Source organism: Bacillus sp. FSL K6-0268 (assembly GCF_038005425.1).
GTDB classification, from domain to species: Bacteria; Bacillota; Bacilli; order Bacillales; family Bacillaceae_G; genus Bacillus_A; species Bacillus_A thuringiensis_S.
Map to the genome: position 1 here is coordinate 44,392 of NZ_JBBOTF010000005.1, position 24,178 is coordinate 68,569.

A 24,178-nucleotide genomic window follows, 5' to 3' on the forward strand; every position below is an offset into this window, starting at 1 on the left:
AGAGGAGAATGTATATGTTTCAAATGCTAAACGATATGGTATTAGGAATGGGATTAAAAGGGGTTTTTGATGAAGTGAAAGAGCAAGGAACGTACGCCTTATACATTGTGTTTATTATCGGGGGTATCTTTTTAGCAGTGAAACGTGCTTGGACGATCTTTGCATCTTTGGTTGTAGGCGGTGCGGCAATGGTTTTCTTCATCAATAAACCAGATGCATTGAAAGCAATCGGAGAATTTTTTGGTAGACTTGTCGGCCTATAAGAAGAGAGGGGAAAGAGCATGCAAGAACCAAAACAAAATTCTATTGTGGTGTATTGTTACGGAAGTTATATGAAGTTTTTGAGAAGACAATACGAACTCATGGGAAAACGACTTCCCCGCGCGATTACTTGGCGCGCAATGGGTTACTTTGTAGTGGTGGAGGCGGGGCTTGTAGCGCTCCGCATCCTTCCACCATTTAAATGGTGGTTCGGTGATTTTATTGATCGATTTTATCTCATTTACTACATTGTCCTTCCTATCTTTCTTGTTTGGGGTGTGGATCAATATAAAACAGACGACAAGTCATTATTGGCCTATGTTCGTGCTCGGGTAGGATTTCTGTTTCGAAAGCATCGAAGTAGCCGTTTGGCTCGTATGTCTAAACTAAAAAAACATGTGATAAGAGGAGCTACATTTGTACAGTATGAACCATCTGATTTAGAAAATAGAGAACAACCCATTGAAAAGAAGAATGTAGACATACACGCCTATTCTCTTACATTTTTGAATCAAAAGGAGGAATTACAAGATGTTCAACAGTATGAAACGAAACCCACTGAAACATATTGAAAAAAACCTAGCGTTTAGTGCAGATGGTCGCTGTTCATGCATATTTGAGGCAGAAGGTTTTGGATACGATCACAAAGACGAAAGTACAAAGAAAACGTATTATCGTAATCAGCTTGCCTTATTTAATCAACAAGACTACGACGTACATTTTCTGGTGATTCCGCGTACAACCAATTGTGATGAAATTATTGATGAACATATTGCGACATTAAAAGGACCGATGGCGCCAACTGGTAGGTACTTTTTTGAACAAGTAAAAAAGTACCTTCGAAACTCATCGATGGCAAAAGAAAGTATGGAGTATCGCTTTTATATCTTGGTTCAGATGAACCAAGCAAAAAAAGAAAGAAAAATTATGAATCCCGTTGTAGAGTCATGGAAGTTCTTAAAGAAGATGGGAGAGGGATTCACGCAAACGGCAAGCAACATTTCAGGATTAGCTCCAACAGATATTTTAGAAGAGGAAATCGAATCGTACTTAGAATTAGAAGAACTTGTGTATCACCAAGTACGTAGTGCGTTTCCCAATACAAAGCGGGCAACATCATCTTCCATTCGTTTTCTCTTCCAGCATAACTTTACACGTGGCATGACGGAACCTAACGAGAAAAAACATTGGCGTGTTGGTACAACAATGGAATTACCAAAGGAAGATGGCGAGATGGTAAAAGTACGCCGTCCAAACTTGCAAGAAATGATTCAATTAACAGATTGCGTCATTGATGAAAGTCCAGGACGTTCTCTCATCCTAGAAGGACAAAATGAAGCGGGTGAGGTAGAACAAGCGCACGTTGCTTTTTTAGCAGTCAAGAGTATGCCAGAGGCCTCTCTTTTTCCAGGTGGCGAATGGATTTATCGACTGCAATCACAGGCTTTAAAGTTTCCAGTTGAGCTGAGTATTCGTGCGCACCATTTAGAAAATGAAATGGTAACCAAAAAATTAACGAACAGTGAAATGGAATTAGAAGATCAGCAAAAACAAGCGATGATGGGACGCGGCTCAAAGGATATGACGATTGAGGGGAAACGACAAGGTGTTCGGATGGTGAAAGATCGTTTTGAAAGAACAGGTGCGCCAGGTTATGAGTTAAGTGTTCTATTTTGTGTCTATGCGAATGATGCGAAGACATTGCAAAAGAGAATCAAGACACTCACTACAGAATATAAAAAAATGAAAATTGAACTGGTAAATCCATATGGTGACCAATTGGCCTACTTCTATGAATTCTTACCAGGATCAAAACGATACAACAAAGATTTCAAGTTGTTTGTAGAACCAGGCGTACTCGCACAAGGCATGTTTGGTGCCACAACACAAATTGGAGATAATCAAGGATTCTACATTGGGAAAACCAAAAAATTAGAGCGTCCGGTCTTTATTCGTCCAGATTTGGCGGCAAAAGCGTTAGAACATATTGTGACAGAGTTTGATAGCTTATCCGTCATATTTGCAGGGCAAACTGGAAAAGGAAAATCGTTTTTAATGAATCTATTAGCCTTTTGGATTGTTCTTAGTGGCGGGAGAGCATTCATTACAGATCCTAAGGGTGATAGGACCGATTGGCCAAAGTTATTACCTGGATTTAATAAACCAGATTTGGGATTCTTGGAAGTTTGGACACTCGGAAAACAGAAAGAAGATGCTGGCTGTTTAGATCCATTTCGCATTAGTGCATCGATAGAAGATGCGAAAAGTTTGGCACTTGAAATCTTAACGTTTTTAGCGGAAGTCGGGTTAAATGATACAAGATACGATTACTTATATAAAGCGATTGAGACGGTAGCGAAGGATCAAGACGCTTGTTTATCTCTTGTTCGAGTAGAGTTAGAAAAAATGAAATTAGGTTCCAATATACTTCCAAATGAATTAGAAAAGTTAAACGCATTAACAAACCGATTAGCGACGCTAGAATCCATTCAGCTAGGAAACTTGTTATTCGGAAAGCCTGGTCAAAATTATCGCGTACTTAGTTTAGAACGACCACTACAAGTGTTACAAATTCAGCATCTACGCATTCCAAAAGGGAATCAAAATCATGAAGGTGTAACGGATAAATTATCTCGTAGTATTTTAATTGCACTAGGGGCATTTGGGAAATCGCTCATGTTCTCGGATCGTGAAATTTTTAAAATTTACATGGTTGATGAAGCGTCTAGTATGTTACAAAATCGTGAAGGTGCAAGCGCTTCTGACAAAATTATTCGGGAAGGTCGTTATCATAACATCGGGTTATATCTTGGGACGCAAAACGCATCTGACTACAATTCGGAAAATAAAGAGATTGCCAATGTAGGGATGAAGTTTTGTTTCTCACTTAAGCAGGATGACCAGGCAGAAGAAATGTTGAAATATTACAACTTACCAGTGACAGAAGAAAATGTGCGTATGCTTCGAGAGCTTAGAAGGGGCGAGGCGTTGTTCCAGGATATTTACGGGAGAACAGCCATTGTTGATATTGATCCAGTATTTGAAGAACTTGCATTAGCATTTGATTCCTCAACGAAAACAGAAGAAGAACGTGCCATGCAAATGGCGTAAAGCGTAGTACAATACAGGTAAGAAAAGTCTAAATTATCTGTATATGGAGGGTGAGGGAAATGAAAAAAATGAAATTCGTATCTGGAATGTGTGTGGCAGGCATGTTAGTGCTTGGTGGAATATCTGGTTGTGGGGCAAATGAAACAAAGAGTAATGCAAACCAACAAGAAAGCCAAAAAGAACGTGATATGAAAGAAGCAGATAAAGCAGCAATGGATTATGTGAAGGCATTTATTGAGATGGATTCAGCAAAATTAGAAGCACTATTCTATAAACCATACAAATTTATGGAAGGAGGAAACACATATCCTGGAGCAAGTAAAGAAATGGGAGAAAGATATGATTTGTATCGTTACGATTTAAAAGAAGGAAAAGATGAGTATTACTACCATGTGGTGTATTATCATCCTGTTGATAAAGTGCAGAGAGCGCTTGATCTCAAGATAGTAAAAGATGAAAAAGATGGGAAATGGAAAAATTATATTTGGTCATGGGAAAGGTCACACAGTATAGATAATATTGTAGGAAGTGTGAAACCGGTACATGTCCATAAATGGGGGCAAAAAGAATGAAAAAAATTCTTTCACTTTGCATGATCTTTGCATTTCTACTCATGCCGCTAGGGTCATCAGTGACTCTAGCGGAAGAAGAGAAAAAGCAAGAACAACCAGGACCAAGGATATCAGAAAGTTTATTTCAAGGGCATACAGATGAGGTGTATAAAGATAAGTATTATGAAATTGACACCGAAACACCCAAAAAAGATGATAAAGGCGTTTTGCAGAAACTGGGTGGTTATATATTTGGTGATGACAGTGTTGGGCAAGATCTTCAGCGCATGATTTATAGTACCTGTCAGTGGTTTGTAAATTTGGCTTTTAAACTCAATATTATGTTGACGCAGCTTACGATTTTTTTAGTTGATCAAGCGTTGAAATTAGATATTGTTTCAGCGGTTGCGGATAAATTGGCAACAGCAATGCAAAACATCTCAGGTATTGGTGAAGGAGAAGACGGAAAAATGGGCTTCTTAAGTGGGGGATTGTTCCCTTCTATTATTGGCCTGACATGTATGTTATCTGCTTGTTACGCAGCTTATATCTTTTTTGTAAAACGTCAACCAACCGCAGGATTAAACGAACTCGTTAAAACAGTATTAGTCATTACATTTATACTCGTTTTCATTGGAAATGCGGGAACAGTACTAAAAACAGCGAATACAATTAGTTCAGAAATTAGCACAATCATTTTAGCAAAATCTACGGGAACAGTAGCAGGTGATCCAAATCGATCCCAAGAAGCCGCTATATCATCAGTCAAGAAACAAATTTGGGGGATATTAGTGGAGAGACCTTACTTATTTCTACAGTATGGAGAAGATTCAAAAGAGAAAATTGGTAAGGATCGTGTAGATACGTTATTAAAAACTCCAATTGGAGAAGCGAGAGATACAATAGTGGGGGATGAAATTCAAAACAAGAAAAATCAAATGATGAAAATGGATTCTGTGGGAGAGCGTATCATCTTCACTATTATCTACTACATTGTAAATCCATTCGTCGGTCTTCCCATTCTAGTATTCTGTTTACTGATTGTAGCCTTTCAATTATGGTTCCTTGTAATGAGTTTAATTGCGCCAATCGTTTTAGCAGTGGCGTTATTACCAGGACATCGTAAAGTATTAGAAAGTTGGGCAAAACAATGGGTTAGACCACTTGCTTTAAAAATGTTAATGTCCGTGATGCTTGTCATTATTTTCACAGTATCAGAATTAATCTATGTTTTACCTGAAGCAGGACTCGCTGGGTATGTATCTACGATGATTTTTCAAATTATCGTGTTCGTTCTATGCTACATCTTTAGAGACAATATCGCAGCATGCTTCCAGAAAACGAAAAACATCTATAAAACGGTTACAGATATCTCCCTTATGACAGAGAGTTTTGCAAATCGGGGAAAAGAAGTAGCAATGGATGCTGGTAGCGCAGCAATTGAGCGAATAGGAGATCATTTTAATACAGCAGCCGAACTGGCAGCAGTGGGAGACGCAGAGACGCCAGTTGAATCCCAATCGGAAAAAGATAGAAAACCACATCTTGCCAAAGCAAATGTTCCAGAGGATTTAGCTGATTACCAGGATAAAGAGAAACAAGAAGAGAAGCATGGCCGTAAATTAATTCCGCTTAAAAGTGAAGAGCAAGCAGAGGCGGAAGAACAACATGCAACGCAAGAGGAAACGGATGAATCTGGTCAAAAACCACTTGCTCGTTTAGATCAATCTGAATTAGATTCTGTAATGGAACAGACAGAAGAGGCTACTTCACCTGTACCGGAAGACATGGAAGACGCTAACTTACCACCACATTATGTATCGTTAGAAGAGGGTGAGAAACCATCGATATATGACGCAGATCAGCCGAAGGTAAACGAGGAAGAACTTGCAGACCCATCAGCACTAGACATTATTGAATACCCTACAAATGAGATGCCAATAGAACAAGAGTCTATTCACCTACCACAACAAGAACACCACACAACAACACTGTCAGATACGGAGTTAGACATTACATCTAATGAGATTGAAGGCAACGCAATTACACCACAACAAGAAGACATACACAATATGCTTCCAAATGATCCAACATCACTTCATTCCGTTTCTGTTCCAGACCTAATTCCAGCAAAAGTAGACGAGGAAGGGCGTATTATCCCGCAACATACAGATATAGATGTCAAGTCAACTATTCCACAACCTGTAGTAGAAACATCTCCCGTTTCTACACCAAGTGAAACGGTGTCTATTCCGGATTTGATACCAGCAAGAGTTACAGAACAAGGTGAAATTCTGCCACAACAAGAAATTGAAATTCCATCACCGCCAGTCATTCCAGATGCGATTGCAGCTGGAAGTGAATCTTGGAATCTACCTGCATCAGAACCTAAGCAATTAGAACGTCTAGAACCGAATAAAGAGGATTGAGTCCTGTAAGGGGCTCAGTCCCCTTAACAAAAAAGGAGTGTGGCATGGTATGAAACGTTACAGATTAAGTGAGTTATGTACAATCAGTTTAGGTATGTTTTGGCTCATAGGTTTATTTGGGTGGTCATATCTCATCTTGACGCTCTTCACAAATGAAGAAATAGATCAATTATGGACGATTACTGTACCAATGTTAGTGCTACTTGTTGTAGTTTTATTCGATTTTATCGTTTTGGATCAAAAACTCCAATTTAGAACGGTATTGTTTATTTGGTTCTTAGGAGCTGGATACGGCAGTGGACTAGATTTTATTCAACAGCAACACTCTCCTATATTACTAACAATCTTTCATATTTTCACATATACGCCTGTTTTCTTAGGGTTTCTATATTTGATTCTTATAAGTAGAGAAAAACGTTCAGAACAATAATATTTTCAGAGACGGGAAGGAGGAGGTAGGTGATGAAGGCACAAATACAAGAAGTCATTCATGAAGAACTGCAAGAAGAAGTGGTCAAGAGTATCAAAAAAAAGAAAAAGAAACCTTGGAAATTACGAATCTTTTTGACGCTGTTATCGGCAAAAATCTTTGCAGTTCTATTCTTTTTTGGATTTATCATACTTGTTTTGTTTGGGCAAGGCATGGAAAAGAAAGAAGAGGGAGGACAGAATGCAAATCCTATTGGACCAGGAGTAGGAACTGCAACCGTACCAGCGGAAGTGTTAAAGTGGGAACCCCTTGTACGAAAATATGCACAAGAATTTGGTGTAGAGCCTTATGTACCTTTAATGCTTAGCCTAATTATGCAGGAAAGCGGCGGCCGTTTGCTCGATGTCATGCAGTCAGCGGAAGGGGCTTTTAATACAAGATATCCCAAAATTCAGAATGGTATATCTGATCCGGACTATTCCGTTTGGTGCGGGGTACAGGAATTTAAACATTCTATTACAATAGCAAATGTACAAAGTCCTTCTGATATAAATCGTATTAAACTAGCTTTGCAAACTTATAATTTCGGGCCAGGTTTTTTAAACTATATAAACAGTAATGGTGGTGAATATACGCTTGAATTGGCAAAACAATTTGCCTTAGAACACAATGGAGGAAGAACGCAATGTGGCTTCCGATCGCCCTACTGTTATGGCGACTTTTCCTATGTTGAAAAAGTTTTAAAGTATTATACTGTTACGAATCAGGGGGGCGGATCTGGCCCTGGAGATGGAACAGGCGATGGTCCAGCTAATGCGAAGTTTAATGAAATTATGGCGTTAGTAACACCATATGACGGTTACCCTTACGTATGGGCGGGTAGGGCGCCACCAAATTTTGACTGTTCAGGGCTTATTGAATGGAGCTATAACAAAGTTGGGATTAAGATCAGTGGAACCGCTGAATCTATGTATAATGCTACGGTACCAGTGGATAATCCAGCACCAGGTGACTTGGTTTTCTTCCAAGGGACATATAAAGAAGGTATTTCACATATTGGAATCTACATTGGTAATAATAAAATGTTTAATGCGGGTGGAACCCATTTGCATTATGCGGATTTAAGTCAAAAATACTGGGCTGATCACTTCGTCGGAATTAGACGTGTGAAATAGAGACCTGCGGTAGTATGTCAACTGAAAAATAATATATTTTGAAGTTATCAAAGGACAAATTGCTTAAAAAAGACATCACGAAACTAGACCAGCACCGCATGTAAAATACTGGAATTGATTGAAAGGTAGCGATGACAAGTTTTATGTCACACTTTCACACACCTTTCAGGCGTAAAGAGTTGGTGATTACGTAGTAGCGCATCCACCAATCGCACAAATTTTCTTGCGGTTAGAACGAGTGCACGTTTGTGTTGATGTTTTGGTACTTCATTATACTTTTTTGCGTAATATTCTTGGTATTCCAATACATGCTTTCTTACAGAGTTGGCGGCTTCAACTAAGTAATACCGCAAGTAATGATTCCCATTACGAGATAATGAAGTATTTTCAGCGGTGAACCGGCCAGACTGGTATGTACGCCAATATAACCCGGCATATTTTGCGATTTTGGTTTCATCGTCAAATCTTTCGATTTGGCCAATTTCAGCGATAATACCAGCGGCATATATAGGCCCGATTCCAGGAATGGATTCTAATGTTTGCGTTAATCCAGCCATGATCCGCTTAATAGATTTTTCTAGTTCTTTAATTTGTCTTTGATAGGTACGAATGATTTCGATTGATGTTCCTAAAAGAATATCGATTGAGTCTTCTACCACCTTATCTAAACGGTACGACGTGCGAACAGCCTTTTGAATGGTTGATGCGACACATTTCGGGTCACCAAATCGATTTTTACTCTTTTCCTGTAGGAACTCAGCGAGTTCCTCTAAAGGCATGTCAGCTAGCTCTTCTAGACTGAATTTTTCAAGGAACAATTCCATCATGGCGTTACCAAATATAGAAGAATCGACTTCTTGTGAGAACGTATTACATTTATAACTTAGGTGTTGTAGAAAATGTTGTTTCTCCTTTGTCAACATTCTAACGAGTTGATAACGAGCTCTTGTTAATTGCTGTAATGCCACGTATTGACTTTCTTTCACGATGGACATTTGATTTCGCCCAAATCGTAAATAATCAGCGATGACAAAGGCATCAATTTCGTCAGTCTTATTCATGTCTGAATAACTTTTCTTGAAGTTTGCGACTTGTTTTGGATTTAGAAGAAATACCTTTGTGCCAAATCTTTTTAAGTCTTCGTCATGATGGAGAAACATGGATGGGTGAAAACTGTAAACAGATGTAGATTCTAAGCCGATTTTTAAAGTTTCAACCTCTTGATTGGTTGTGCACTGTAATAATCGTTCTTTAAGTACCTGTGCACCTGGTAAGTCATTACTGACTGAAAAAGAATCTAGCTTTTCTCCTTCACCATTTAAAAAGCAAACTTTCATATCAAACGAACTTACATCTAGACCAACAAATAATCTCACGTAAGAGACCTCCTTTCGATTTAGAATCATTGCTTGGACGTCTCGAGATATCTCTAGTGTGTACGCCGACCAACAACCTCGTGTATAAGAGCTAGTCCTGAATCGAAAGCCGCCCTAGAGCTACTAACATCTAGGTTCGAGGATCAGGCTGCTCAGCCTGCGAGTAGGGAGCCCCGCGCGTTCACTGAGAAACACTCTTTTCGTGTGGTAAATCCACAGGGGAATACAGAATTGTCCCAAATGATCCTAAGACCATTATCTAGAAATATCTTGAGACGTCCAAGTATTTTCTTTATTACTGGACTCTTATTAGAGAGAAAAACTAAGCCTGAGATAGGGCTTAAATATTAATATACGAGGGGGAATAAGACAAAATATACCAAATCCACATTAATTTATACGTTTTTTATTGTATTATTATTATATTCAATGTTTATTATAACGTTAATTTCACTATCAATAGAGTGTACTTTATCGATAGGTTGAGAGAGTGTTGATTTTACTGTATAATCAAGCTATCATATACACTTGTCTTTTAAAAAGGGAGATTGGAGGATATTGTAATGATTTTTGGATATGCACGTGTTTCTTCTTTTGATCAAAACTTAGATTCTCAAATCGAACAATTAAGGAATGCAAAAGTAGATCAAATTGTTCATGAAAAAATATCTGGCGTACTAGAACAAAAAGGAAAATTGGACCAATTGCTAAATCAACTCATTAAAGGAGATACGTTGGTTGTAACTAGAATGGACCGACTAGGAAGGAATACAAAACAGTTACTGGAACTAACGGAAGAATTAGAAAAACGAGGCATTCATTTAGTAATATTGAATTTAGGGATTGATACGAGAACGCCTTCTGGAAAATTTATTTTGACAATTATGTCTGCTTTTAGTGAGTTAGATCGGACAATGATCAAAGAAAAACAACAAGCAGGAATTGCAGTTGCTAAAAGAAAAGGTATATATAAAGGACGAAAACAAAAATTAAATCTAAAACATGATGGAGTGAAACATGCAATGGAATTACATGAAACAACAAACAAGACGGTGAAAGAAATATGTAAAATCACGAATATAAGTGAAGCCACGTTTTATCGTAGATGGAAAGAATATAAAATACTCTGGGTAATTAACTGTATTTGGGAAATACATATCAAGTTGATATAGTGAGTACCAATTAGGTTCTGTTGCAAAGTTTGAAAAAACATCAACCTGCTTACAAAATACGGTTGTAGTTTAAGCAGTTTTAAATAACTGCTGTAATTCCTTGTACGTTGAAAAAGAGAAGTCTGGAATGTGACTTCTCTTTTGTTTATATATGGCATGAACCGTTTCGATTCCTTTCAATGTACGTGAAGCAGAGGTATGGCAACCAAAACACTTTTCCGGGGCCATATGCAAATAAATTCCAATTATTTTAGTGAAGGGACCAAACTGTAACTTAAACGTTCGTTTTTGTTACGTTTTGTGTTTAAAAATATGAAATATCCTAACTGTTGAACTAGCTGTAACAAAATACTGTATCAAAAATAATTCGTCACAATATTAATTCTATACCTTTTTGTTACAATAATTAGTTTTGATTTGGGAAATTATTGCATATGGCCCCATATTTCGCTTTTGGTTGCCATACCCCAAGCATGGCGCAGGTTTTGAAATCCTGCGGATTTAACAAAACGTCGTTTGATATGTCTATGGTCTTGTTCGATGAGATTATTGAAATGCTTAACAGTACAATGTTTCGTATGCACATAAAAGCCATTATGTTTTAGTTTTTTAAACGCACAAAGTAAAGCATGAGCCTTGTCTGTTGTGAGAACCGTTGGTTCTCCAAAAGCTTTCACTAACCTTTTCATAAACATATAGGCTGCTTGATGATCTCGCTTTTTGCGAAGTTGAATATCCAATGTGTGACCTTCCTTATCAATCGCACGATAAAGATAACGCCACTTTCCCTTGACTTTGATATAGGTTTCATCTAAAGGCCTCACGATACATGCCCATCAACTTAAGAGAACAAATAAAATGAAGTTCCCTTCAAAATAGCTACCAATTGTTCATCATATTGATTATTTCTAAAAGCACGCACACTAAATAAACTCTACCGAGTTTTATTTTTAAAACTATGCAGCTTTCTTTTGTTCCCTAGCTATACTATACTCATAATGAACACCCATGATATCAAAGACCGTTTTCTTCTCATATCGATGAGATTTCCGTCCGTTTTGTTGTAGAAGGTGGAACAGACGAATTAGAAGCTTTGTTATCTCTTGGGTGTTTTTCTGTATGGCTTGATAGAGGAGAAATAGGTGATCTTGAATCATTCCTATCGCTTTATATTCACTTAATTCTATTTGTTTCTTCTGTAACAAAAGTTGGCGCATTTTAAATATAGTAGAAGAACATAAAAAAATAGCAATTAGTTTTCCATATAAGTGGCACTCTATTCTTTCTCGTTTGACAGTGCGACAATGATCTATATCAAACAATGATTTCCACGTTTTAAAAACAATTTCTATCTGCCAGCGTAATGTATACAATTCATGTACTTGTTCCATCGGAACCCATTCCCAAGGTGCATTTGTCACATATACATTTAATCCTGCTACTAATTTACTTTTCTCTGAATAGGTTCTATGTTTCAACTTTTCTTTTTCTGCAATTTTTTTCAAGCGTTTTTGTAATTGTGCTGCTGTTAAACGATGAAAAACGAGACGTGAAAATAACTGCTGTTTATCTCCAATATAAGCTTGCTGGTATTCTATTGTTTCACCTGGTTGGAGTTGATTCAAAATTTGCATGACATTGATTTGTATGTATTCTGATTGCTTTTTAATGGTACCATTTTTAAAGTACTCCGGACTTGGATTTTTTACATATACGTTCGTATTTAACTTTAACCTCGAAATATAATATGTCCCCCGTTGATCCATTTGGTCTAAATCTTCTAATGAGAAATACCCTAAATCACGAATACATAAATCGCCTGGTCGTAACGTATCTAAACATTCTGTTCCGAATGTTTTATCATTATTTTTTCCAGGTCCCACTTGAAAATTGAGAAATTGGCCACTATGTAAGTCATATTCTAATTGAATTTTGATCCCAGCTGTTTGCGCACAACCACCTGAACCAGGATATATATGTTCCAAAGTATTAGGTACCTGAAACATAGTGGCATCCATGATGCGAATACGTTTAAAATGAGTATAAAGTTGGCTAGAAATGTGCGTTTGCTCGCAGACTTTTTGTTGTAACAACAAAGAAAAGATATGTTTTAAAAATAACACTGATTTTTCATTAAATCGTTTATTTAAGCCCTCCGGACTAAGTACAGTACCTGTAACTGCGTGAAGCCTACTACATAATCGTACTAAAGGATCACTGGCCACCCTTTGGCTAATCCAAATACAAATGGTAGCTAAATCTGCCCCCGAAAATTTGCGCTTTCTCTTTACAAATTTCATCTCTCTTGCGAGTTCTTCCAAAAAATCAGGTGTGATATAGCGCTGTAATTCTTCTGCAAATGGTTGTAACTCCTCTTGAATCGAGAGATTCATAAAAAAACGTCACCCTTCCTTATAGTTTATTAAGAAAGAATAACGTTTTTTTTGTACTTGGGGGTAGTAAAAAGGCTTAAGTTGATGGGCATGGCCTCACGATACCATTTCGGGAAAATTGTACGTTTAGACACAATTTGGACACATTTTTACCGATTCCGTATTTACATACGGAATCGGTAATGGGTGTTAGTATCTATTTCTTGCATATTTTGTTCGCAAAGGTCTTAAATGATGAATCGATGCCTTTTGCTGTACATTCCAGATATAATCGCCCGTTAATGCAATATGTTCCCAACCTAATGGAGAAATGTGTTGCACATATTCTTCTGGAATTTCCATTCCTTGCGATCGTAATAATTCAATCGCTTTTTCAATATACACTGTATTCCAAATAACAATTACAGAAATTAATAACTGAAGACCATTCACTCGATGCAATTGGTCTTCATAAGAACGATCACGTATTTCTCCTAATCGATGAAAACACACAGCTCGTGCAAGTGAATGTTTCGCTTCTCCTTTATTTAGCCCCACTTGAACGCGCCTTCTCAGTGCAGGATCTTGCAGCCACTCTAATGTATATAATGTTCTTTCTATACGTCCAATTTCTCGTAATGCTACCGCTAAACTATTTTGCCGTGGATAAGATGCTAACTTTTTTAAAATAAGAGATGCAGTAACTGTTCCATTTTGCACAGAACTGATTAATCTTAATAATGCATCCCAGTTGTCTCGTATATGTTTCATTTGTATAGTGCCGCCAATCATAAAGTTTAGCTCTGGATAATAGGAAGGTTTGTCGATTGTATAAATTTTCGTCTTATCTATACTTTTAATTCTCGGAGAGAATCGAAACCCTAACATATGACACATAGCAAATACATGATCTACAAATCCAGCAGCATCCGTATAATGTTCTTCAATTCTAGTATCGGCTTCATGGTATAATAATCCGTCTATAATATGAGGCGCCTCCTCAGAAGAACTAATGACTTGGGCGTAAAAAGGATCATATTGATCTGAAATATGAGTATAGAAGTTTAGCCCAGGATCTCTCCCATGTTTGGCATTCACTTGAGCTAATGGACTAGAAGCCCCACTTGACCTAAAATATTGTCCATCTGAAGAAGAAGTGGTTCCATTGCCCCAATAGGTAGCATGCCTATTTTGTCGTTGAAAATTTGATAAGACTCCCAGAGCTTTTGTATAATTTTCATCACTGATATACCAATCTGCTATCCAAGCAAGTTGGGTATAGGTAATCGTAGGACATGCATCAGCCATTTTACTCAATCCAAGATTAATTCCCTCGGCTAAAATAGCCGCAAATAATGTAGTTTCATCTTTTGGCCCCGTTTTCGTATGAAGATGTACAAACTGTTGACTAAACTGGGTCCAAGAGTCTACTTCTACTAATAGTTCTGTTAGCTTAATACGTGGTAATACATCATAAATAGCCCTTGTAAGATCTGCTACATCGTCTGGAACATCCTTTTTTAAAGATGGAATTTGGATGTGACCGCCATAAACAGAAACATCCGATAATTCTTGGTTTTGAATGAGTTGATTTACCATTGTTAATTGTTCTTGCATCAATCCGCATCGATTTTGTATATACTCCTCTACATTTGTAGCAATAGACAACGGAATTTGTTGTTTTCTTTTGATTTCTTCCCAGGTTGGTACCGGTAATAAGTACTCATCAAAGTTTTTGTATTGTTTACTTCCTGGTACCCATATATCTCCCGAACGAAGGTGATTACATAATTCTGTCCATACACTAAATTCATAGTAATGACGGTCAATGCCATCTTCTTGTAAAACATGTTTCAACCATTTGGATTTTATAAAATCCATGGGAGCACATTCAGGAACTTTTCTTTTCTTGGATGTATTCAGTTCCTTTAAGATTTCAAGTGCTTCACATAATGTTTGGGTGATACCGGAAGATTGAAACGTATAAATCTGTAAAAGTCGCGGGGCAAACTTGCGAAATTGTCCATAATAGGTATCCAGTAATTCTAAATAATCGAATTCTGCAGGCCTGGCCAACGCTTCCGCTTGTTCTACCGAATGAACAAATTGGTCCCATGGTATAACAGCTTGTAATGATACAAAAGGATCTTGTTCGGTTTCTTTTGCTTCAATTAAAACCTTCCCAAGTTTTGCAAATAAACGGATTTTCTCATTAATTAATTTTCCGTCATTTTGGAATGAATCGTTATGTATTTTTTCTCCTCGTTTAAACATGCGCCCAAGTAATTTTTCATTTACATATAAACCTTGATCAATTAAAAAAGCATAAATATGAATGATAAATGCCATTAAAGTTGCATACCGTTTCAGGGAATGGAATCGAGACAAATGTTGGGTGGAATATCGTGAGCCTTCCCTAGCTAATTGTAGTAATCTATTTTGGTGAATCTCTTGTCCGTTTTCTAATGGTAATGCAAGCCTTTGAATAAATTGAACGCGGTCTAATATTTTATGAAAATTTTTAAGAGAAACCGTCCCGGGTGGTTTTCGTAACCAGGATAAATTCGTAATATGTTTGTCTGCAGACTTTGTTAATAGCTGGTCTAATTGTAAAAGTTGTTGTGGAGATAACGCTTTTGTTAACTTTTTAAACGTTCGCCTTTCTGCACGTTCACATACCGCCCAAACTACATGTTCTATGGCATACATGGCAGGAAGAATGATTTTTCTTTTTCGCATTTCTTGTATCAAAAGATCAACTAAAACCAGACCTTTATCTGTCCCTAGTGCAGTTGGAAGAAGCCAATTTGCTAACTCTCGATATTCTCGTAAGGTAAAAGCACGGAATCCAAAATGTTTCCGAATTTTGCTGATGTGTTCTCGCCTTGTTGTATCGCGAATTTTCGCATAACGATGTATAGCTGCAGGCACGATTCCTAATCTTTTTGCAAGTAACGAAACAAGAAAATCGGGTATTTTTTCTCCAGAAGCGAATGGTCGACCAGGAAATCGTAAATAGGCCAATTGAACCGCAAAACCTAATTGATTCGTTGCGCCGCGTTGTTGACGGATGATTTGTATATCTTCTTCCGATAAAGTGTAGTATCGTATTCGCTCTCGTTCACTCATCTGGTCTGATAATTCATAAAAGTATTCTCGTTGCGTTTGAGTAAGAACTTCTCTCGTCGCCATCTGAAATTCCTCCTATTTCTGTAAATAACGATACACTGTTGTACGAGAAATCTTTAATATTTGCGCAATATCTTTAATGGGAGTTTTCTTAGACACGAGTGTTTGTATCATTTGTTGTTCTTTTTCTCCTAATTTTTCAGGTCTTCCACCAAAACGTCCCCGAGCCCTTGCGGCAATTCTTCCCGCCTCTGTCCGTTCACGAATGAGGTTTCTTTCAAATTCTGCAAAAGAAGCAAATAAGTGAAACATTAATTGTCCTGTAGCGCTAGAGCGATCCATCGTGATATTTTCTTGTACACTATAAAAACTAACGCCCTGTTCATTTAATTCATTTACAATTTGGATGAGATGATGCATCGTTCTTCCTAAACGATCGAGTCGCCAGACTACCAAAGAATCACCAGGTCTCACATATTGAAGAGCCTTTTCAAGGCCGGGCCTTTTTCCAGCGATGCCACTCAACTTGTCTTCAAATATTTCATCACATCCATACGCCTTTAAAGCATCTATTTGTAAATCCAAATTTTGATCTACAGTTGATACACGAACATAACCAATTTTCAATTTGTAGTCTCTCCCTGTTCAATAATTTAATTTTAGATAGATATCTGAACATACATAATTGTACACTGTTTATGGACACGATAATAGGAAAAATTGTAGTGTTTTTTACTAAAAAATAAAGTGTACAGAAATATACAATTTTCTGTACACAAAAGAAGTAACTTTCTTTTATTTGAATCATGCTTGTATACTTATATGGCATAGAAAAAAATTGAGAGGATATCATTCATCAGGAGGAATTATAGTGCCACTACTCTTTATCTTGCTATTTTTTATTGTAAATGTTCTTATTTATTTCAAATCATCTCGATGGAGAAAACAACAACATCTTTACGTTCAGTCCTTTACACTTCTTATCGATTATTATATTTTTATTATTCCTATTACCGTACTAGTATTTGTAGTAGCTCTTCCTGGCATTTTTATTACTGGTAACAGTACGTTAGATACGATTATGATAAACATATTTATGATTGAGCTGTATTTATTTAGTTTACCTGTGCTCTTATTATGGAATTTTTATATGGTATATCCGAATCTAAAATTTCTTTGTTCTTTACATGACACAAAAATTTTGAATTACGAAGTTTTGAAAAGAGGTACTTTATGCTTAGAAGTCATTCTATGTTGCGTTCTTATTCCATCGATTCATTACATAGTCATCATTTTTTTAGTTGGAATGAGCCTGTTTTTAGAGTATAAAATTGCAGATGCCTCTTAATCAGATTGTCATATAAAAAGACTGCTGTGTGAAATTCAACAACAGTCTTTTTTATTCAAAATATATAAATCAGGGTTTCTTTGTACTGTAGGTATTCATTAATCACAATAGGTTAATCCCTTATTTACCTCTTGTATATCGAATGCAGTAGGATCAAAATCTAATAAATCCCATTCTGCGAAGAGTTTATATTGTGGATGTGAAGAATCTTTTATTGCCTCTAAAAATTCAATATATCCCGGAATACCTCCGATATCCTCTAAAGGAGCTGCATTTTCTCCCCCAATGCATGTTATTTCATCAAAGTTTTGATCGAGTACATCTTCAACTTGAATCTGTAGCAACCAGTGATCTCCAAAGTCGTATACATATTGAAAAATTTGCCCCTTCTTTTTGATTTGTTCAAGTAGCATGGTTCTATGAGCGCGCAGCATTCGAGATGGTGTTGTCAATTCCAACATGGAAAAGGGAATACTCGAATCAGGTGGATCCGATATAGTATATTTTCCTACAGTGAATTCAAATAAATGTTGGTGCTCCCATTGAAATAAGCATTGAATCACATCATGTAAATCATCAAAAGTTAATTTCGCAGGTAAAATAACTTTTCTCCAAATAGGGAAAGGGCATCCCACTAATTCCAAATGTAATTGATAGCATTTCATTCTTGTTTCATCCCGTCTGAAGTAATAACATATTTCTCATTTTCACCGAAATCATGAGAAATAGATAGTAAAAGGCAAATGAAGGAATCAAAAATTTTGATATTTTACAAAGAATCACTTGAAATGTGTCCAAATTGTGTCTAAACGTACAATTTTCCCGAAATGGTATCGTGAGGCCATGCCCATCAACTTAAGCCTTTTTACTACCCCCAAGTACAAAAAAAACGTTATTCTTTCTTAATAAACTATAAGGAAGGGTGACGTTTTTTTATGAATCTCTCGATTCAAGAGGAGTTACAACCATTTGCAGAAGAATTACAGCGCTATATCACACCTGATTTTTTGGAAGAACTCGCAAGAGAGATGAAATTTGTAAAGAGAAAGCGCAAATTTTCGGGGGCAGATTTAGCTACCATTTGTATTTGGATTAGCCAAAGGGTGGCCAGTGATCCTTTAGTACGATTATGTAGTAGGCTTCACGCAGTTACAGGTACTGTACTTAGTCCGGAGGGCTTAAATAAACGATTTAATGAAAAATCAGTGTTATTTTTAAAACATATCTTTTCTTTGTTGTTACAACAAAAAGTCTGCGAGCAAACGCACATTTCTAGCCAACTTTATACTCATTTTAAACGTATTCGCATCATGGATGCCACTATGTTTCAGGTACCTAATACTTTGGAACATATATATCCTGGTTCAGGTGGTTGTGCGCAAACAGCTGGGATCAAAATTCAATTAGAATATGACTTACATAGTGGCCAATTTCTCAATTTTCAAGTGGGACCTGGAAAAAATAATGATAAAACATTCGGAACAGAATGTTTAGATACGTTACGACCAGGCGATTTATGTATTCGTGATTTAGGGTATTTCTCATTAGAAGATTTAGACCAAATGGATCAACGGGGGACATATTATATTTCGAGGTTAAAGTTAAATACGAACGTATATGTAAAAAATCCAAGTCCGGAGTACTTTAAAAATGGTACCATTAAAAAGCAATCAGAATACATACAAATCAATGTCATGCAAATTTTGAATCAACTCCAACCAGGTGAAACAATAGAATACCAGCAAGCTTATATTGGAGATAAACAGCAGTTATTTTCACGTCTCGTTTTTCATCGTTTAACAGCAGCACAATTACAAAAACGCTTGAAAAAAATTGCAGAAAAAGAAAAGTTGAAACATAGAACCTATTCAGAGAAAAGTAAATTAGTAGCAGGATTAAATGTATATGTGACAAATGCACCTTGGGAATGGGTTCCGATGGAACAAGTACATGAATTGTATACATTACGCTGGCAGATAGAAATTGTTTTTAAAACGTGGAAATCATTGTTTGATATAGATCATTGTCGCACTGTCAAACGAGAAAGAATAGAGTGCCACTTATATGGAAAACTAATTGCTATTTTTTTATGTTCTTCTACTATATTTAAAATGCGCCAACTTTTGTTACAGAAGAAACAAATAGAATTAAGTGAATATAAAGCGATAGGAATGATTCAAGATCACCTATTTCTCCTCTATCAAGCCATACAGAAAAACACCCAAGAGATAACAAAGCTTCTAATTCGTCTGTTCCACCTTCTACAACAAAACGGACGGAAATCTCATCGATATGAGAAGAAAACGGTCTTTGATATCATGGGTGTTCATTATGAGTATAGTATAGCTAGGGAACAAAAGAAAGCTGCATAGTTTTAAAAATAAAACTCGGTAGAGTTTATTTAGTGTGCGTGCTTTTAGAAATAATCAATATGATGAACAATTGGTAGCTATTTTGAAGGGAACTTCATTTTATTTGTTCTCTTAAGTTGATGGGCATGTATCGTGAGGCCTAAATGCCATACGGAATGTGCTGATTTATTTTTCTTCTTCCAAATTTGATAAATGATATTTCCATATTCATGGACCCAACGCATAATAGTTGTAGGATGAACTGAAACACCACGCTCTCTCAAAAGTTCAGATACGTCGCGATAGCTTAAAGAAAAACGACAATAGTAGCCGACAGCTACCAAGATAATGCCTCTCTCGAATTGTTTTCCTTTAAAATATCCCATATGTTAGGCTCCTCATCTCATTTTTCTACAGTCTAGCTCAGCTCCAAAAACTTTGCAACGGAACCTTTTTAATGAAGCGATGGTCTTGCTCCACTACGTTATTTAGATATTTTATCTGCCGAATTTGAGTGCCTAACGGCACTTTTTTTTCGCTCTTTAATTTAGTGATGGCAACTGGATAAGCAGGATTTTTATCAATTGTGATTGTACGAGGTTTTGAGACATGAAAAGACTGCAAAGCCTTTTTAAAAAAGAATCGCTTTGCAGCCTTATGATTTCTAGTTTTACTGAGATAGAAGTCAATCGTATTTCCTTCAGAATCAACCGCACGGTATAAATACATCCATTGCCCTTTTACTTTTATATACGTTTCATCCACTCGCCATGAATCATTTGTTTGTTTCAGATGACGTCGGATCCGTTGATCCCGTTCCGGTCCGTATTGATGGACCCAGCGCATAATCGTTGTATGAGCTAAAGATAATCCTCTTTCTTCCATCATTTCCACCAAATCTCGAAAACTTAGATTGTACCGTAGGTACCAACGTACAGTTAATACAATGATATCTGGTTGGTAATGCTTCCATTTAAACAAATTGTCCTTTTTCATACTAATCACACGCCTTTTATAGAGTAATACTATCAGTATGTCCAAGGTTTAGAGATTACCTGCAATTCCTCAAATCTTTTTGCACCAGAACCAAATAACTTGCTAGTCATGCACCTTTATATTCAAGAAGCGTTTAACCTGTTACACCTGGAGTAACCGTTAAGTATAAAACAGAATCGGCATATGAGAATTGTTTTTGTGCTAAAGAAACGGGAGCATTTTTCAATGCTGGTCCTGGATTTACAGTATAGGTGGATGATAATTGATATACAGCTCCTACATATTTATCATATGGATAAGAATCCGCAACTTTTTGATTACTTAAAGTTCTCGTATCTGTTTCTTGATGAGTAACCGTAATTGTGTGATTATAACTTGCTGTTAATTGTGTGCTAAATTCATGTTCCGCTTCCGCAGGTAAAATACCACCTCCTGCTTTTACTTTTAATTTATACCCTAATGTTAACGCGCCACCTATTGCATCTGATGTAGTAAATCCAGAGGTTACCGCGTTACTAAATGTATAAACACCTGTTTTAGGAACTATCCCAACATCTTTGTTCTTAAAAGACGTATCTCTTGTCAGTGTTGTGCCGTCCCAATACGGTTTATATTGTGCATCTATTAAGTCTTGAAGTTGATGCGTACCATGCATATTATCCTGCATTCTCATTTGAGTCACCTGTGAGAACGCCATTACATTACCATTTTGATCTTGTATAAGCGCCTGGGAATAGATACCTGGCGTCCTTTCTAAGGTTTCTGAATCATACACTCCAAGTTGAATATGCCCATCATCTGTTTTCTCCGCATAAATGTTATTAGTAAAATATAATATTGAACTTGGTAATGAGATTTCCGTTTTTATCTTTCCTTCGTCTGGAACCGGGTCATTTGGATTAGCTGAAAGTTCAGGATAAGGTATATTATCATCATTGGTTTGATCCAGCGTCACATTGTTTTTATATACAGGTGTTTGTATGCCATCTTTAATTAAATAACCCTTTATTCCTTGCGTTTGTTCCATAGATTGAATTTGTGTAGCCGCAGGTGTTTGTTCTGCTGCAAAACTAGATGCTGGCGAACATAACATTGTCGCACTTAATACGGCAATAGGTGCTATTTTTTTTAAGTTTTTACGCATTTGCATTCTCGTCACCTCGGATATGTATTTTTTTGATAGGATTTAAATATAACAGAAAACCTGTGAACGTTATATATGATAAAAGACCCTTATTAAAGGTAAATGGTAACTACTCAGCTTAATTAGGAAAACAGGCAGACCAAATAAGGCCTCACCATACATGCCCATCAACTTAACGTATATTTTTATACAAAATGCGGTCTTTCCACGTAGTTTTTCATTATCTTTTATAGATATTATAAAAGTAGGCACATCAAATAAACCCTGACGGATTTCAAATTTTTCGCTATGCTACCTGGCCTAGTCACAGGTGAAGTAGGGAGCCAGACGGGTTCCGTTGCAAAGTTTTTGGAGCTGAGCTAGACTGTAGAAAAATGAGATGAGGAGCCTAACATATGGGATATTTTAAAGGAAAACAATTCGAGAGAGGCATTATCTTGGTAGCTGTCGGCTACTATTGTCGTTTTTCTTTAAGCTATCGCGACGTATCTGAACTTTTGAGAGAGCGTGGTGTTTCAGTTCATCCTACAACTATTATGCGTTGGGTCCATGAATATGGAAATATCATTTATCAAATTTGGAAGAAGAAAAATAAATCAGCACATTCCGTATGGCATTTAGATGAAACCTATATCAAAGTCAAGGGAAAGTGGCGTTATCTTTATCGTGCGATTGATAAGGAAGGTCACACATTGGATATTCAACTTCGCAAAAAGCGAGATCATCAAGCAGCCTATATGTTTATGAAAAGGTTAGTGAAAGCTTTTGGAGAACCAACGGTTCTCACAACAGACAAGGCTCATGCTTTACTTTGTGCGTTTAAAAAACTAAAACATAATGGCTTTTATGTGCATACGAAACATTGTACTGTTAAGCATTTCAATAATCTCATCGAACAAGACCATAGACATATCAAACGACGTTTTGTTAAATCCGCAGGATTTCAAAACCTGCGCCATGCTTCACGTACATTGAAAGGAATCGAAACGGTTCATGCCATATATAAACAAAAGAGAAGTCACATTCCAGACTTCTCTTTTTCAACGTACAAGGAATTACAGCAGTTATTTAGAACTGCTTAAACTACAACCGTATTTTGTAAGCAGGTTGATGTTTTTTCAAACTTTGCAACAGAACCCTTTAATCATCCAACAACTACTCAGCGAAGATGAATGGAAAAATCGTTTGGACGAAGAAGATTATCGGGCACTTACACCTATGATTTACTCTCACATTAACCCATATGGTGAATTTCATTTAGATATGGATAAAAGAATGGCTATTTAAAAGGAGAACCAGCATCATTAATTTTGTAGTTATTTCCATAAAATTACAAAATGCCGATTTACTCGGAGATGCTAGTTTTACCCCTATAATTGTATCAATATGTTACATTATAAAGAATACTTATAATAATTTTGAAGCATTTCCGGCCTTATCCTATTGTGGAATTAAAGAAACATCAACCTTCAGCGATTGTATACCATTATCGTTGATAATAGTGAATTTGTCGTATTTATACGTATACCCTTTCTGTACCAGCAATTCTATTTGCTCTGAATATTTACTTAAATCACCTATATAAGCGGCAGCTGTACCTTTTGGAAGTTTAATATGCAATAAAATAGCATAGCGCTGGGGGCCAAATGATTTATCTGGATCCTTCGATAGTGACGTACTCATAAACTTCAAAGGCTCAAATGTTTTCCCCTGAAAATCATTCTGTATTTGTTGCACTTTTGCTAAATCAAGACCACCATTTGGACCATTCGGACGTAAATCACCAGCATCCATATCAAATTGTTGTTCACTCACGCGTTTATAAACCGAAAGTGTTTCAGGTGTGCTAGCTTTTTCCAAAGCCCCTTCTAGTTTTGTTATTTTTTCATTTAATTTTTTTGCATCAGACAGTGTGTATCCTTCTGGTAAATCTTCTTGTTTCTCAACCAACTTACCCTCGGTGGCTTTTAAATACTCATTAATAGCATCCGCCCCACTACCCGTATAATATTGTACTACTTCTTTTTCTTCCTTCGTTATTTTTTTCTCTTCCCAGTCTTTATATTTTTCTTCTCCCCATTTTCTAGCTGCTTCTTTATCCGTATTAAAATCTCTATCTTCTGTATTTGCAGCATATGCTGTATTCACTGGTACATGATACGGTGCATGAGAAATAGGGATACTCCATGCGAAACTTGTTAACAAACTTACAATCATTAATTTTCTTATATTCATTTGTAACATTTCCTTTCTATATTACGTATTTGTACTAAAATTCCAATACAAGAAAGCCTAGATTAAATTTCCCTAGCAGACACATATAAATATATAGG

Annotated in this window: 18 protein-coding genes and 4 pseudogenes; 12 read left to right on the forward strand and 10 right to left on the reverse strand. The window is 36.7% G+C overall.

Annotation, left to right across the window (positions count from 1 at the left end; genetic code table 11):
• Positions 1-14: 14 nt before the first annotated feature.
• From MHI28_RS34975 to MHI28_RS35005, 7 genes are read left to right on the forward strand one after another with little or no spacing between them, the layout of a single operon-like run.
• Positions 15-263 carry a TcpD family membrane protein gene (locus MHI28_RS34975; protein ID WP_340829249.1) on the forward strand — a complete coding sequence of 83 codons (249 nt, stop codon included), beginning with the start codon at positions 15-17 and terminating at the stop codon, positions 261-263.
• 18 nt (positions 264-281) lie between these two features.
• Positions 282-833, forward strand: a complete 552-nt coding sequence (locus MHI28_RS34980) for a TcpE family conjugal transfer membrane protein (RefSeq protein WP_340829252.1) — start codon at positions 282-284, stop codon at positions 831-833.
• On the forward strand, positions 793-3,372 hold the full coding sequence (locus MHI28_RS34985; RefSeq protein WP_340829254.1) for an ATP-binding protein: 2,580 nt from the start codon (positions 793-795) through the stop codon (positions 3,370-3,372). The genes MHI28_RS34980 and MHI28_RS34985 overlap by 41 nt, the downstream gene beginning before the upstream one ends.
• Before the next feature lie 59 nt (positions 3,373-3,431).
• On the forward strand, positions 3,432-3,944 hold the full coding sequence (locus MHI28_RS34990) for a hypothetical protein (RefSeq protein WP_340829257.1): 513 nt from the start codon (positions 3,432-3,434) through the stop codon (positions 3,942-3,944).
• Entirely contained in the window at positions 3,941-6,352 is a 2,412-nt protein-coding gene (locus MHI28_RS34995) for a CD3337/EF1877 family mobilome membrane protein (protein ID WP_340829260.1), read from the forward strand. Before MHI28_RS34990 ends, MHI28_RS34995 begins: the two co-directional genes overlap by 4 nt.
• Before the next feature lie 49 nt (positions 6,353-6,401).
• Positions 6,402-6,782, forward strand: coding sequence for a hypothetical protein (locus MHI28_RS35000; RefSeq protein ID WP_340829263.1), 381 nt, complete (start codon positions 6,402-6,404; stop codon positions 6,780-6,782).
• A 32-nt stretch (positions 6,783-6,814) separates the two neighbouring features.
• Entirely contained in the window at positions 6,815-7,957 is a 1,143-nt protein-coding gene (locus MHI28_RS35005; RefSeq protein WP_340829266.1) for a bifunctional lytic transglycosylase/C40 family peptidase, read from the forward strand.
• Positions 7,958-8,103: 146 nt separating this feature from the next.
• Here the strand turns inward: MHI28_RS35005 and MHI28_RS35010 are convergent, their stop codons facing one another.
• On the reverse strand, positions 8,104-9,333 hold the full coding sequence (locus MHI28_RS35010) for an IS110 family transposase (RefSeq protein WP_100909797.1): 1,230 nt from the start codon (positions 9,331-9,333) through the stop codon (positions 8,104-8,106).
• Positions 9,334-9,896: 563 nt separating this feature from the next.
• On the opposite strand from MHI28_RS35010, the gene MHI28_RS35015 reads away from it, so the two are divergent.
• Positions 9,897-10,505, forward strand: a complete 609-nt coding sequence (locus MHI28_RS35015) for a recombinase family protein (RefSeq protein WP_340829269.1) — start codon at positions 9,897-9,899, stop codon at positions 10,503-10,505.
• A gap of 473 nt (positions 10,506-10,978) precedes the next feature.
• Here MHI28_RS35015 and MHI28_RS35025 read toward each other — a convergent pair.
• The 4 genes and pseudogenes from MHI28_RS35025 to MHI28_RS35040 all read right to left on the reverse strand — a co-directional run.
• A pseudogene (locus tag MHI28_RS35025) lies at positions 10,979-11,320 on the reverse strand (IS6 family transposase); the annotation flags it as partial.
• A 141-nt stretch (positions 11,321-11,461) separates the two neighbouring features.
• Positions 11,462-12,898, reverse strand: coding sequence for an IS4 family transposase (locus MHI28_RS35030; RefSeq protein WP_199665201.1), 1,437 nt, complete (start codon positions 12,896-12,898; stop codon positions 11,462-11,464).
• Positions 12,899-13,087: 189 nt separating this feature from the next.
• Complete coding sequence (locus MHI28_RS35035) at positions 13,088-16,069, reverse strand: Tn3 family transposase (protein WP_340829272.1); 2,982 nt, start codon at positions 16,067-16,069, stop codon at positions 13,088-13,090.
• Between the two features lie 12 nt (positions 16,070-16,081).
• Complete coding sequence (locus tag MHI28_RS35040) at positions 16,082-16,633, reverse strand: recombinase family protein (RefSeq protein ID WP_000690668.1); 552 nt, start codon at positions 16,631-16,633, stop codon at positions 16,082-16,084.
• A 244-nt stretch (positions 16,634-16,877) separates the two neighbouring features.
• Here MHI28_RS35040 and MHI28_RS35045 point away from each other — a divergent pair, with 244 nt between their 5' ends.
• The gene (locus MHI28_RS35045) at positions 16,878-17,354 is read left to right on the forward strand and encodes a hypothetical protein (RefSeq protein ID WP_100910644.1); all 477 of its coding nucleotides are present in this window, start codon (positions 16,878-16,880) and stop codon (positions 17,352-17,354) included.
• Between the two features lie 98 nt (positions 17,355-17,452).
• Here MHI28_RS35045 and MHI28_RS35050 read toward each other — a convergent pair whose 3' ends face one another.
• A complete protein-coding gene (locus MHI28_RS35050; protein WP_100910645.1) occupies positions 17,453-18,019 on the reverse strand; it encodes a plasmid pRiA4b ORF-3 family protein in 567 nt (188 codons plus the stop codon).
• Between the two features lie 270 nt (positions 18,020-18,289).
• Between MHI28_RS35050 and MHI28_RS35055 the strand changes: the two genes are divergently transcribed.
• Positions 18,290-19,726, forward strand: coding sequence for an IS4 family transposase (locus MHI28_RS35055; protein ID WP_199665201.1), 1,437 nt, complete (start codon positions 18,290-18,292; stop codon positions 19,724-19,726).
• A 131-nt stretch (positions 19,727-19,857) separates the two neighbouring features.
• On the opposite strand, the pseudogene MHI28_RS35060 reads toward MHI28_RS35055, so the two are convergent.
• The 3 genes and pseudogenes from MHI28_RS35060 to MHI28_RS35070 form a co-directional block, all read right to left on the reverse strand.
• Positions 19,858-20,091: pseudogene (locus MHI28_RS35060) on the reverse strand (IS6 family transposase); the annotation flags it as partial.
• A 64-nt stretch (positions 20,092-20,155) separates the two neighbouring features.
• Positions 20,156-20,701: pseudogene (locus tag MHI28_RS35065) on the reverse strand (IS6 family transposase); the annotation flags it as partial.
• A 133-nt stretch (positions 20,702-20,834) separates the two neighbouring features.
• On the reverse strand, positions 20,835-21,851 hold the full coding sequence (locus MHI28_RS35070; protein WP_340829280.1) for a hypothetical protein: 1,017 nt from the start codon (positions 21,849-21,851) through the stop codon (positions 20,835-20,837).
• A gap of 389 nt (positions 21,852-22,240) precedes the next feature.
• Here MHI28_RS35070 and MHI28_RS35075 point away from each other — a divergent pair, with 389 nt between their 5' ends.
• Positions 22,241-22,927: an IS6 family transposase gene (locus MHI28_RS35075; protein WP_340829283.1), complete on the forward strand. Its 687-nt coding sequence runs from the start codon at positions 22,241-22,243 to the stop codon at positions 22,925-22,927.
• Between the two features lie 52 nt (positions 22,928-22,979).
• Positions 22,980-23,132: pseudogene (locus MHI28_RS36410) on the forward strand (Tn3 family transposase); the annotation flags it as partial.
• A 153-nt stretch (positions 23,133-23,285) separates the two neighbouring features.
• Here MHI28_RS36410 and MHI28_RS35080 read toward each other — a convergent pair.
• Complete coding sequence (locus MHI28_RS35080) at positions 23,286-24,080, reverse strand: ADP-ribosyltransferase (RefSeq protein WP_233936864.1); 795 nt, start codon at positions 24,078-24,080, stop codon at positions 23,286-23,288.
• Positions 24,081-24,178: the final 98 nt, after the last annotated feature.

Bases quoted from the DNA above. Each gene is read 5' to 3' on its own strand.
- MHI28_RS34975 (WP_340829249.1), top strand. From the start codon at position 15: ATGTTTCAAATGCTAAACGATATGGTATTAGGAATGGGATTAAAAGGG.
- MHI28_RS34980 (WP_340829252.1), top strand. From the start codon at position 282: ATGCAAGAACCAAAACAAAATTCTATTGTGGTGTATTGTTACGGAAGT.
- MHI28_RS34985 (WP_340829254.1), top strand. From the start codon at position 793: ATGTTCAACAGTATGAAACGAAACCCACTGAAACATATTGAAAAAAAC.
- MHI28_RS34990 (WP_340829257.1), top strand. From the start codon at position 3,432: ATGAAAAAAATGAAATTCGTATCTGGAATGTGTGTGGCAGGCATGTTA.
- MHI28_RS34995 (WP_340829260.1), top strand. From the start codon at position 3,941: ATGAAAAAAATTCTTTCACTTTGCATGATCTTTGCATTTCTACTCATG.
- MHI28_RS35000 (WP_340829263.1), top strand. From the start codon at position 6,402: ATGAAACGTTACAGATTAAGTGAGTTATGTACAATCAGTTTAGGTATG.
- MHI28_RS35005 (WP_340829266.1), top strand. From the start codon at position 6,815: ATGAAGGCACAAATACAAGAAGTCATTCATGAAGAACTGCAAGAAGAA.
- MHI28_RS35015 (WP_340829269.1), top strand. From the start codon at position 9,897: ATGATTTTTGGATATGCACGTGTTTCTTCTTTTGATCAAAACTTAGAT.
- MHI28_RS35030 (WP_199665201.1), bottom strand. From the start codon at position 12,898: ATGAATCTCTCGATTCAAGAGGAGTTACAACCATTTGCAGAAGAATTA.
- MHI28_RS35035 (WP_340829272.1), bottom strand. From the start codon at position 16,069: ATGGCGACGAGAGAAGTTCTTACTCAAACGCAACGAGAATACTTTTAT.
- MHI28_RS35050 (WP_100910645.1), bottom strand. From the start codon at position 18,019: ATGAAATGCTATCAATTACATTTGGAATTAGTGGGATGCCCTTTCCCT.
- MHI28_RS35055 (WP_199665201.1), top strand. From the start codon at position 18,290: ATGAATCTCTCGATTCAAGAGGAGTTACAACCATTTGCAGAAGAATTA.
- MHI28_RS35070 (WP_340829280.1), bottom strand. From the start codon at position 21,851: ATGCAAATGCGTAAAAACTTAAAAAAAATAGCACCTATTGCCGTATTA.
- MHI28_RS35075 (WP_340829283.1), top strand. From the start codon at position 22,241: ATGGGATATTTTAAAGGAAAACAATTCGAGAGAGGCATTATCTTGGTA.
- MHI28_RS35080 (WP_233936864.1), bottom strand. From the start codon at position 24,080: ATGAATATAAGAAAATTAATGATTGTAAGTTTGTTAACAAGTTTCGCA.